Here is an 11,772-nt window from a genome sequence, read left to right as displayed (position 1 = left end):
CTTCTGGAAACCGAAAAGCTGGTGCTGGCCCCCGCCCGCGCGCCCGGCTTTGACTTTGACGCTTTTGAACGGGCCTGGACAGCCTTTGAAAACGCCCGCACTTAAAGCGGGCCAATCGGCACCTGACCCGGGACGGTGCCGTCGCAAGTTTCTCGACTGTTGTTGTCAGACGGTACTGTCAAAGGCAGGATCATGATCAGGACTTCGTCCAAGAGGCACCCGTCATTCGGCCGTGGACGATCCCGTCCGATGCGGCCCGCAAATCCTTGACCAATGCGATGGCCCGCAGCCGAACTGCTTCCTGGCTGATGGTCACACCCCTCGCAGCCAACACTCCTCGACGTCAGATGTGCTCACTACGAAGCAATGGTTAGCCCAAACCGCGCACGCAATGATCTCACGAGGAAAGCGAAATCCCTTTAAGCGTGGCTTGATCGTTGGGATGTTCTTTCGCGCGAGCTATCTGGATCACTCAATCTGAACTACTGCAATACCGTCCGTACATTTCGACACTGCCCAGAATCGCCGCAAGGTGGTTATTGGCTCTTGTAGTTCTCTGTCGTTGCACTTGGCAGCATGTTGGTTGGCATTGTCAGCTAATGCAGTGCCGTTTGAGAACATTGAACGATGCAACGCCCTTAAGACTCTGACGGTAGACGAGGCACGAATTGATTGTCATGAACGGGTGTTTGGTCCTGATGGGTTGGATGGCATCCATTTCCAGAAATTTAAGAACCGGCTCCGCCAACCAAGTGATGTATTCGCCAGATTTGATGATCTCGGCGACGGCGATTATTGACTGCGAAGTCATGGCAAAATTAGGAATGCCGCCAGTCAGTTCCTCAATGCGCCTGAGATAGCCATCGATGCTTTGGGGATCACTGCCGAACATGACCCACGGGTAGTCCAGCATTCGCCCCGGATCTGCCCCGCGACAGGGATGTGTTGCATTGGCAACCAATTGAATTCGAATTTCCGGGCCATCCGCTTTTTCAAGAAACGGTGGCAATTCGTCGAGACTGTGCCCATCGGCGCCTGCCAAAATGTCGATGTCGCCGTTGCGCAAGGCCGGCTCAAGCTGATTAATGGGGCCGATCGAAAGATCCACCCTCACAGCCGGGTAGTGCTGATGCATTTTGGCGATCGCTGAGGGAAGCAAATGGTAGCCCCAAACCGGAATCGCCCCGATTCTCAGCACACCCTGTTGACCCTCGCGGAAGGCTTTGACTTCCGCTTCAGCAAACTGAATTTCGCGGTCAATCACCTGGACATGTGTCAGTAAACGTTCACCAAACGGACTCAGACTTACACCTTTAGAGTGCCGTTCAAACAATTCAGCGCCATAGCTTTTTTCCAGTGAGTGGATTGATTTGGTCAGCGAAGGCGGTGTGATGTGAAGCTGGCGCGCAGCTTTGCCAATACTGCCTGCGCGCGCGACGACCAGAAACCTGTTGAGGAGATGGAGATTTTCCATATCACCTTCAATTTGTGAAGTACTTTTGGAAAATAATGAATTTGAATGCACCTCTCTGTCAAGCTTATCATTTGGTTAACAGCGGCGAACTCGCCAAACTAGTTACGACAGGATGAACGAATGAACATCATAGTTGTGGTGTCCGACACTTTTCGGTTGGACCATTTCCCAGGCTTCAACACGACAGAGATTTTTGCGCCAAACCTTGAGAAGTTTGCCCAGAACGCACAAGTTTTCAACAATTGCCGCCTGGGATCTTTTCCAACTGTTCCGGCACGGGCTGATATCGCAACGGGCAAGTTTGCTTTCACCTTCATGGGCTGGGATGCGTTGCCCAAGTCGCAAACCACAATGGCGGAATGTATGAGCAAGGCGGGTTACCTGACCTGTGGTATTGCCGACAATCCTTTCCTGGTGCGTAACGGTTATGGATATGACCGAGGGTATCAGGATTTCATCTGGGTGCGTGGTCAGCGCGCGGGACCCGAAGGCCGCGACGTCAAGAAAACCTGGAGTAGTGAAAACGATTGCTTTGCCGCACAAACGTTCACTGAGGCCTGCAACTGGATTGAGCGCAATGCGGAGGAGAAGTTCTTCCTCTATCTGGATCCATGGGACCCACATGAACCCTGGGACCCACCAGCGCATTATGTAAAACGCTATCTGCCTGACTATAACGGCGAGCAGATCTACCCTGCCTATTGGGATGTGGACGATTCCGGCGTGACTGCGCGTGAACTGGAAATTGCGCATGCTTGTTACAAGGGCGAAATTACCATGATCGATCATTGGTTCGGTCGGATGATGGCGCGCATTGAAAGCCTTGGATTGGCTGAAGACACTGTTGTTTTGTTTACCTCTGACCATGGATTCTATTTCGGCGAGCACAACATTTTTGGCAAGCGCCGGTTCCTGTGGGATAAAAAACATCCAATGAACAAGGTGCGGTTTGGTGAGCGGGGGTACTATTATTCCTGCCCGTTGCACCAGGAATTAACCCGCGTGCCCTTTGTCATGCACCACCCGAAACTAAAAGGTAAGACGCACGACTGCCTGCTCAGTCTATGTGACATCGCGCCAACGGTGATAGATATGGCTGGCAGCAAGGCCCCTGATGACATGCATGGCCGCTCGCTTGTGCCGGTGCTGGAGGGTACCACGGATACCCATCGTGATATCGTTGTTTCCGCCGACGCTGACGCACAAAACCTGCGCAGCACATCAAAAGCGGTGGATGACGTACCACGCGAAATTCTGGAGGTTTGCCCGGCGACGATCTTTGATGGCGAATGGGAACTGGTCTACGCCATCGAAGGCGACCCACACGCGCTGTATAACTCAAAGATAGATCCTGAACATCGGACAGATGTTGCGAATGATAACCCAGAGAAGGTTCGGGAGCTTCACGCCAAATATGTCGATTGGCTGGAACGTCACGGAACCGAAGAGGCGAACATCGCACCTCGTAGAGCACTGTGAGTGGGCGGATTTTCTCCCGACCGCTCATTCACATGCTCTTGTTGCGGCGACAAATGATAAGGCGGCGATGCCACGATGGCTAAGGTCACTCTAAGAAACGTAAGTAAACGCTGGGGCGCTTTCATTGGCGTCGACAATCAGAGTTTGGTGGTCGAAGACAAGGAGTTTTTCGTGCTTCTTGGACCATCGGGGTGTGGAAAAACCACGCTGATGCGAATGATTTCCGGGCTGGAAATGCCCACGGATGGCGACATTGAATTTGATGGCCAACGGGTCAATGATGAACTGGCAAAAGACCGCGATGTGGCCATGGTTTTTCAGAACTATGGCCTCTACCCGCATATGACAGTGCATGGCAATATCGCCTATCCATTGAAGGTTCGTGGCACCCCAAAAGGTGAGATCGAAAGCCGGGTTCAGGAAGCTGCGCGCCAGGTTGAAATGCTGGACTTTCTTGATCGCAAACCACGGGCACTTTCAGGCGGGCAGCGACAGCGCGTCGCCCTAGCTCGAGCGATTGTACGCAAACCACGCGTCTTTCTGATGGATGAACCACTGTCCAATCTTGACGCCAAATTGCGCGTCTCCATGCGGGCAGAGCTAAAGCACCTGTCGAATGCGCTGAAGATCACGACGATCTATGTGACCCATGATCAAGTCGAAGCAATGACACTTGCCGACCGTGTTGCCGTGATGAAAAAAGGTGTGATTCAGCAACTCGGCCCACCAACTGAAATTTTTGACGATCCGGCCAATCTGTTTGTGGCCGGCTTCATCGGGTCACCCGCCATGAACCTGATAAACGGCTCGGTGCGTAATGGCCGGTTCATCACCATGGGTGGGACATCGACAGTTGCCGTGAATACACCAGATCGCGAGCGTGTTGTTCTGGGCGTGCGCGCTGAGGATATTTTGGTGCATGAAGAGGGCGGCGGAGATCTGAACGTATCTGTCTATGCATATGAAAACACAGGCGAAAACGTAATGCTGACATTGCAGTTTGGTCAGCAGAGGGTCACCGCGCGGACAGATCGAGGGCTGCGCAAAAAGCAAGATGAGAAGGTTGGTTTAAGCTTCAATCCGGATCGTCTTTACCTGTTTGACGCAGATACAGAAGAACGAATTCGAACCTAAAAAGTTGCGGACAACGCGATGAACCAAAATCAATACCGGGAGGTAAAAATGCGAAGATTACATGAAAAAACCGGAACAATCCTACGTTCAACCCTGCTGGGCACGGTTGCGAGTGTTATGACATTTGGCACGGCACTCGCCGAGGATCTGCCTTATGGGTTGAAGTCCGGCAAGCCCTATGACGGTACAAAGATCACTTATCTTGCACCCGTCGCGACACAATATGAAGGACATTCTGAGCGTGTCGCGGAATTCACTGATATGACCGGCATTGAGGTCGAATTTGAGTTCGTTCCCTTCAAGACGCTGCTGGAGAAAATTCTCTCGGTCAAGGTCGCGGGCGATAGCGACCCAGATGTCATCAACTATCTGGATGCCTGGGGGCCAGCGTTGAAAGATATGCTGGTACCTTTGGATGACCAAATGGATGCGGACGGCATCTCAATGGACCGCTATTTTGCCGCTCATGCAGCCGGCGCGACCTATGACGGTGAGGTCTACGGGATGCCGCTGCGCGGTCATGCGCAGTTGTTGTTCTATCGCAAGGACCTTCTTGAAAAACATGGTCTTGATGTCCCTGTGACTTGGGACGACCTGGTCAATGTGGCTGCCGTCATCAAAGAGAAAGAAGGTCTTGGGGTTGCTAACTACTATTCACCCAAGAATGGCCAGAACATCTTTACCTGGGTCAACTTGCTTTGGTCCAACGGGGGTGAGTTGATCGCGGATGGCAAAGTTGTCTTCAACTCTCCAGCAGGTGTTGAGGCGCTTCAGTATTATGCTGACCTTGAAAACAAATTCGATGTCAACACGTCTGGTGCCAAATCGCGGGACCCGTATGAATCGTCCTTGTCTGTCGGAGCAGGAAACAGTGCCTTCTTCATGGGCTGGTGGTGGCACTACGGCTCGCGGATCCTGGGCAAGAATACGACACTGCAGGCCGATCAGATTGGCTTTACCGGAATGCCTGCTTATGGCGACAAAGGTGTTACATTCGCGCTATCGATGCCAAGCGGAATAAACGTGGAATCCGATGACAAAGAAGCCGCCTGGGAATTCCTGAAATGGGTCTCAAACCCCGATCTGGAAAAGCGCAACGTCATCGAAAAGGCAGACCGCAATGTTATTGTCGCTCTGCACAAGTCCAACCTGACAGACGAAGACGTCAATGAGGCTAACCGTGGCCTGCATATGGCGGGCGCAAAAAGTCTGGCCGACAGCCGCATTTTCCCGCAGTTGGAATCCTGGCCTGAAATTCAGCAGCTGATCGCGAATGCGATCTCTGATGTGGTCAGCAATGGGACCGATCCGCAAGAAGCGCTGGATACAGCCGCAGCGGCTGCTCAGAAACTCGTTGATCAGAAATAAGATCTGCGTCCGGGCCTCCTGCGGGCCCGGGCAACTCTCAAGGGTATGATATGACGGACCGAAGCTTCAAATACATGTTTATTGCTCCGGCGTTTTTGCTGGTGTCTGCGACGGTTCTTTACCCGCTGCTCTATGCAATCTGGACCAGTTTCCACGAATGGCGTCTCAGTAAATCTCGCGCTCCCACCGATTTTGTCTGGTTCGAAAACTACGCGCGTGCCTTTTTTGATGATCCGGCATTTCTGCAGTCCGTTGGCGTGACCTTTACCTTTATCATCGGGTCAGTTGTTTCTGCGATCCTTGTCGCGTTGCTGATTGCTCTACTGTTGTCCCGGCAGGGAAAGATTTACACAGTTACACGCACAATCATCGTGCTGCCATTTGCCATGTCACCTGCCCTACAAGGCACCTCGTTTCGATTTTTTCTGAATCAGGAGTTCGGAGTTTTTGACAGATTGATCGGCTTTATCTTTCCATTCGCCGCTGAAATCGACTGGCTTGGGGATAGTACATGGGCGATGATCTGGCTGATCCTGACAGACACCTGGCATTGGGCCCCTTTTCTGTCGCTCATGCTGATCGGTGGGCTGCTGTCCATTCCCCGTGACACGATTGAGGCAGCATCGGTTGATGGTGCATCGGCCTGGATGCGGTTCTGGACCGTTGTCCTTCCCCAGCTCTTACCGGTGTTGGCAATCGCCTGTGTGCTCAAGACAATCTTCTCATTCAAAATGTTTGAGTATGTTTACCTCCTCACAGGCGGAGGCCCGGGGACGAGCACCGCAACGTTAACTTATTATGCCTATCGCCAGGGATTTCATGCCTATGACATGGGATACGCATCAGCGATTGCCTTTGTGTTGGCCATACTTCTGATTGGTGTTTCGGTTGTTTATTTCCGTTTGCTCTTTCCAAAAGAGAAGGAAGTGTAAGATGGACTTTGATCGACAAACCAAAGATCGCGCCTTTGCGTTTCTGCGCGGGGTTGGCATCGCCATGATCATCTTCGTGTTTTTGGGCCCGATCCTTTGGATATTCCTTACGGCCTTTAAGCCGCTCTCAGCGGTTTACACCATGTCGCTTTGGTTCGAACCTACGTTGGATAACTTCCGCCAGATCTTTGACAAACCTTTTTATCTTGGCCAAAAGCTGTGGAATTCAATCGTCATTTCCGCCTTTACCGTCGCGATCGGAGTGCCAACCGCGCTGGCGGCCGCCTATAGCTTTTCGCGCTTCCCGATGAAGTACAAGAAGTCCCTTTTCTTTGGTGTTCTCGCCACGCAATTCATCCCGCCGATGGTGGTGGTGCTCCCGTTCTTTCTGATGTTTCGCACCTTGGGTCTGCTGGACACCTGGACCGGCATGATCTGGATTAATCTATCTATTGTGCTACCCTTCGCCATCTGGATGTTGAAAGGGTTCATTGACACAATCCCCATAGAAATGGAGGAAGCAGCCATGATCGATGGCGCATCTCGTCTGCGGGTGGTGTGGGACATTGTTCTGCCCGTCTGTGTTCCCGGACTTTTTGTGGCGGGCATCTTCTGTTTCATCTTTTCATGGAACGACTTTCTCTACGCTCTGATCCTGACCAAGAAAGAGGCCGTGACCCTGCCCGTGACCCTGAATGCATTCTATACTGAAGAGGGTGATCGCTGGGAGCTGATGGCCGCCACAGGCACCTTCATCCTGCTCCCGATGTTCGCAATCAGCTTCTTTATCCAGCGGCACTTTGTCCAAGGCGCAACGCAAGGGTCAGATCGTTAAGTAAGCCTCCGCTTTTGGACCCATCAAACAGAAGGGTCCTGTCGCGACAGTCTGCGAAATGGTGGAGCCGGGAGGTTTGATGTTTGACCAAGCCTTCGGCGAAACCCGCTCAAACATCACCGGTTCCCGCAAGACACCCTTTTGGTGGTAGTGAGGTGGCACTGCCTGCTGATCCGATCGAGCCTGAATTGGCATGTGGACGAAACTTTCATCTCTGTGAGGCCGCCAGCGATACCTCTGGCGAACCGTAGACGCGGATGGGCAACTGGGAAAAGAGCACTATTGGTGCATCGGCCCCCTCCTGTTTGGTTGCTGCGGGTACGGGATAGTTTCAACAGGTGCCAGAAAACCAACCGAATGACACTGCCAGCTAGGGGCCATTGTCGAACGGCCTGTCCAATGCTATCTGAGGCCCAATTCTCGGGTTAAAGGAGCAGGGCGCAATGGCGACCGACTATATTGTAAAAGACATCAACCTGGCCGAGTTCGGCCGCAAAGAACTGAACATTGCCGAAACCGAAATGCCGGGCCTGATGGCGCTGCGGGACGAATACGGTCAAAGCAAACCGTTAAGCGGTGCGCGCATTGTCGGCTCGTTGCACATGACCATTCAGACAGCTGTTCTGATCGAGACGCTGGTGGCGTTGGGCGCTGACGTGCGCTGGGCGTCGTGCAACATTTTCTCGACTCAGGACCATGCCGCCGCCGCGATTGCCGCCGCGGACATTCCGGTCTTTGCAATCAAAGGTCAGTCACTGGAAGAGCATTGGGATTATCTGGACAAATCCTTCATGTTCCCAGATGGCCCGAACATGATCCTCGACGATGGTGGCGACGCGACGCTCTACATCCTCTTGGGCGCCAAGGCCGAAGCCGACGAAAGCGTTCTGGGTGTGCCGCAGTCGGAAGAAGAAGAGGTCATTCACGCCCAGATCCGCAAGCGCATGGCGGCCAGCCCCGGTTGGTTCACCAAGATGCGTGACCAGATCCAGGGCGTGTCCGAAGAAACCACCACCGGTGTGCACCGTCTTTATGATCTGGTAAAAAAGGGCGAACTGCCCTTCCCCGCGATCAACGTCAACGACTCGGTTACCAAATCGAAGTTCGACAACAAATATGGCTGCAAAGAGTCGCTGGTTGACGGTATCCGCCGCGCCACCGACACCATGATGGCCGGTAAGGTTGCCGTGGTCTGCGGTTACGGCGATGTGGGCAAAGGCTCGGCCGCCAGCTTGCGCGGCGCTGGTGCCCGCGTGAAAGTGACCGAGATTGACCCGATCTGCGCATTGCAGGCGGCGATGGACGGTTTTGAAGTCACCACGCTGGAAGACGAAGTTGCCAGCGCGGATATCTTCATCACCACCACTGGCAACAAGGACGTGATCCGCATCGAGCATATGCGCGAGATGAAGGACATGGCCATCGTTGGCAACATTGGTCACTTTGACAATGAGATTCAGGTCGCGAGCCTGAAGAACCACAAGTGGACCAACATCAAGGAACAGGTGGACATGATCGAGATGCCTTCGGGCAACCGCATGATCCTGCTGTCTGAGGGACGTCTGCTGAACCTTGGTAACGCCACAGGCCACCCGTCGTTCGTGATGTCGGCGTCGTTCACCAACCAGGTTCTGGCGCAGATCGAGTTGTTCACCAAGGGTGATGAGTACAACAACGACGTCTACATCCTGCCCAAACACCTGGACGAGAAAGTTGCGCGCCTGCACCTCGACCGTATCGGCGTTAAGCTGAGCAAGTTGGCAAAAGAGCAGGCGGATTACATCGGTGTGTCCGTAGAGGGCCCGTTCAAACCCGAGCACTACCGATACTAAGTCATTCAAGTATTTAACAAAAAGGCGCCAATAGATTTTTGGTGCCTTTTTTAATGATCTTCCCAGAACAGAAAGCGGTCCTGCCCATTTTCCATTCGAAAAATGCGCACGGTGCACCATGGGCTTTCGCCGTTGGTCACGCCGAGACAGAAGTCGTCAACGCCTGGTTCATTGTAGTCATCGCCGGCATCAGGCATTCCATCGACTTCCATTGACGCCCAGTGCTTTTGGAACCGGAAGCTGTGCTTTGTTGGATTGGCAGGCAACCCTAGCGCAAAACTACCCTCGGCGCTGACCTCAATTGGCTCGTTATCTTCGAACTGATAAAAAAGGTCGAATGAGGCACTCAGGTCTTCGCGAGGTGTTTCAGTGATGGTTTCCACACAGCGACTGTAACTGGTCAGTTGATCGCCCTGGGTCCACCCGCAGATTCCTTTTGTGGATTTAGCAACAGGCGCAGAGAGTTCGCTGGACAATGCGTATTCGCGTCGGCTGTCATCAGTCCGCGCCAAGACAGTCAAGGGCGTCGCGCGCGTGACGAAATAGTTTGCATATGGATCGAAGAACAGCGTGCGCCCTGTATGGTCTTCGCCAATTTCAAACATGAGCATGCCGGCAGAGGTTGTTGGAATGTACCAGTTGTAGAGAATGGGGTCAGTGTCGGGCTGGAATTTGCAGGACACATCACCCTGGGATCCCATCGGTATCGGCATTTCGCCGATCAGATTTGAATACTTCTCATAGAAAACAGGCGGTTTTTGCCAGAAATTGCCCTGATAGATGTCGACCCGCGCCTCACCCAAAGCTTCGGCCACAAGGTTACGGGCATTGTAGCAGGCATTCCAGACTGCAAGTGGAGAGAGTTCGCTCGGGAACACGGCAGGAGCCACACGGATGCGCCAGTCGATGGCATGGCCAGCGGTGGAAACGTAAAACATCTGTTCGGGAGGGGTCAGCAACATCCTTTCCAGCAAAGATTCGGGAAAGGAGATTTTGTTCATCTGCCCAACCAGACGGGCAATGTGGCGAACAGACTGACTGTAAACTGCGTCCACGACCTGTTTGTCGTATTGGCCTTCGGGCACGAGGAGTTTGGGCGCATGAAAGCCCAGTTTTCCCAGGGGATGCAGAACCCGTCCGCCCAGTTCCAAATCGATAGACCCCCCATCGCCGCTGGCACCGGCCATGAAAATGAGCGCACAGGCGCTTTCGCAGCGCATACCCTTGCCTATGGCCGTCGCAAAGGTGCCAAAGTCCTGTTCCAGAATTTCAAGGGCCTCATTGTACGAGCCACCTGGACTGTCGAGGCAGATGCGCGGAATGCTTGGCATCCATTCAAGTTGTGGCGGCGAGTCGCCTCTGAGACGCAGCTCTTGACGTGCCTTGGCATAGGCCGCGACCTCGGCGCGTAGCTGTTCCTGATCCCCCTTTTCGATCGGGCCTTCAAGTTTGATGTGGCAGGACATGATGGGATCTACGGGGTCAATACTGCGCGTAAAGCTTGCCCCGAGACTTGCTTTGGTCGACAGAAGAAGCGCTGCGCAGAATACCCAAGGCATCAGGAAGCAAATGTGACGCACCAATAGACCACTCCCCATTTCGCCAAACCTTTTCATTTGGGTTGCCATGGGGCAATGGTTGAGGCCATAGGCTGCCCCGTCAAGGGGAAGTACGAGATCCTCAACCTGATGTTGCACGGGCGATGGCCGCGCTAGTGACCTATGTGTTCCCCGACAGCGGATTTGTCGACAGCTGAGATCAGCTTGGCGACTGCATTGGGGGTAGTGACCCCGTCAATTGACATAATGGCCTTGTTTGTCAGCGGTACAGATATCCGCAGCGCGTTGCGTGTCCCATATGCGTAGCCAATGGGTCGCTGGATCGGGCTTTTGCCCTCGGCCTTGGTCAGGTTGACGATATCGTGTCCGGCAAGCTTGTTACGCTCGACCACCTCATCACGATTGGCTCTGGCCTCAAGCCGTTTGGCCAGCGAGTCGATCCAGACAGATTTTTTGTCGCGCGGGCCAAGGGCATTCTTGTCGCCGGTGAATTGCATACGGACCGACATGAATTCGCCGTTGGGGTGCAGATACATAGCGCGTGTGAGTTTTCTTGCAAGGACGCGCTGTTCGAAATCCGGTTTGCGGTAGGTCCTAATGAAATGCACCAGATGCTTGTAGCCAGGGTTCTGCGCAAGCGACCGCGCAGGACCGGGCCAAGCGTGATGCAGGTCATCCAGAATATTCGGATTGCGCGCATCCATGACAGTGACACGATACCACCCATCACGCGCCGGGGGGAGGTAGGTCAAAGGGCCAGGATCGCGGCTGTCAAAGAGCCCAAGTATGCGGCCGAAGTACCCGGTGAGGCCACCCGGATCCACGCGGTCATAGGATGGCGCATCAACGCGCGTTTCCAGTGAAGCGGTCTGGGTCACGGTCATTGGTCTGGTGACTTCTCGCAGAGCAAACAGCAAGACCAGCGATGGCAAGGTGATGCCCAGGACAATCAAAGCAACCAATGTCGTCTTGCGCGGGGCGGTACGCCCGGTGGATGGGCGCATTTCGGCCCCTTGCGGCGATGGAGCACTTTCAGGGTTTTGCCGACGGAATTCAGCAAGCCGTTCTTCAAAGGATTTCTGTTTCGACATGAACGTAGGCGCAGCCAATTGTGTTTCGCATCAACTGAAACACGTGCTCTGGGCAGGAATATGGCGTA

General features: G+C 53.7%; 9 protein-coding genes and 1 pseudogene. 6 read left to right on the top strand and 4 right to left on the bottom strand.

From position 1 onward, the window contains the following. Window positions 1-188 precede the first annotated feature (188 nt). Window positions 189-444: pseudogene (locus EK369_RS22135) on the bottom strand (IS6 family transposase); the annotation flags it as partial. A gap of 148 nt (window positions 445-592) precedes the next feature. Further along, window positions 593-1,474, bottom strand: coding sequence for a LysR family transcriptional regulator (locus tag EK369_RS07990; RefSeq protein WP_127113240.1), 882 nt, complete (start codon window positions 1,472-1,474; stop codon window positions 593-595). Between the two features lie 120 nt (window positions 1,475-1,594). On the opposite strand from EK369_RS07990, the gene EK369_RS07985 reads away from it, so the two are divergent. From EK369_RS07985 to ahcY, 6 genes are all read left to right on the top strand, one after another. Continuing rightward, window positions 1,595-2,953, top strand: a complete 1,359-nt coding sequence (locus EK369_RS07985; protein ID WP_127113238.1) for a sulfatase — start codon at window positions 1,595-1,597, stop codon at window positions 2,951-2,953. 75 nt (window positions 2,954-3,028) lie between these two features. Next, entirely contained in the window at window positions 3,029-4,087 is a 1,059-nt protein-coding gene (locus tag EK369_RS07980; RefSeq protein ID WP_127113236.1) for an ABC transporter ATP-binding protein, read from the top strand. An 18-nt stretch (window positions 4,088-4,105) separates the two neighbouring features. Further along, window positions 4,106-5,455, top strand: coding sequence for an ABC transporter substrate-binding protein (locus EK369_RS07975; RefSeq protein ID WP_127113234.1), 1,350 nt, complete (start codon window positions 4,106-4,108; stop codon window positions 5,453-5,455). 50 nt (window positions 5,456-5,505) lie between these two features. Next, window positions 5,506-6,387, top strand: a complete 882-nt coding sequence (locus EK369_RS07970) for a carbohydrate ABC transporter permease (protein ID WP_127113232.1) — start codon at window positions 5,506-5,508, stop codon at window positions 6,385-6,387. Between the two features lies 1 nt (window position 6,388). Beyond that, the gene (locus tag EK369_RS07965) at window positions 6,389-7,222 is read left to right on the top strand and encodes a carbohydrate ABC transporter permease (protein WP_127113230.1); all 834 of its coding nucleotides are present in this window, start codon (window positions 6,389-6,391) and stop codon (window positions 7,220-7,222) included. Window positions 7,223-7,665: 443 nt separating this feature from the next. Beyond that, window positions 7,666-9,054 carry an adenosylhomocysteinase gene (ahcY, locus tag EK369_RS07960; RefSeq protein ID WP_127113228.1) on the top strand — a complete coding sequence of 463 codons (1,389 nt, stop codon included), beginning with the start codon at window positions 7,666-7,668 and terminating at the stop codon, window positions 9,052-9,054. A 50-nt stretch (window positions 9,055-9,104) separates the two neighbouring features. On the opposite strand, the gene EK369_RS07955 is transcribed toward ahcY, so the two are convergent. Both EK369_RS07955 and EK369_RS07950 read right to left on the bottom strand, forming a co-directional pair. Further along, window positions 9,105-10,520 (bottom strand): hypothetical protein, encoded by a 1,416-nt coding sequence (locus EK369_RS07955; RefSeq protein WP_127113227.1) that lies wholly within the window; start codon window positions 10,518-10,520, stop codon window positions 9,105-9,107. A gap of 245 nt (window positions 10,521-10,765) precedes the next feature. Then, window positions 10,766-11,704 carry a hypothetical protein gene (locus EK369_RS07950; protein ID WP_127113225.1) on the bottom strand — a complete coding sequence of 313 codons (939 nt, stop codon included), beginning with the start codon at window positions 11,702-11,704 and terminating at the stop codon, window positions 10,766-10,768. Between the last annotated feature and the right edge of the window lie 68 nt (window positions 11,705-11,772).

Source organism: Shimia sediminis (genome assembly GCF_003990645.1).
GTDB lineage: Bacteria > Pseudomonadota > Alphaproteobacteria > Rhodobacterales > Rhodobacteraceae > Shimia > Shimia sediminis.
The sequence above is the reverse complement of the archived record's forward strand: the minus strand, read 5'-3'. Positions and strand labels throughout refer to the sequence as shown.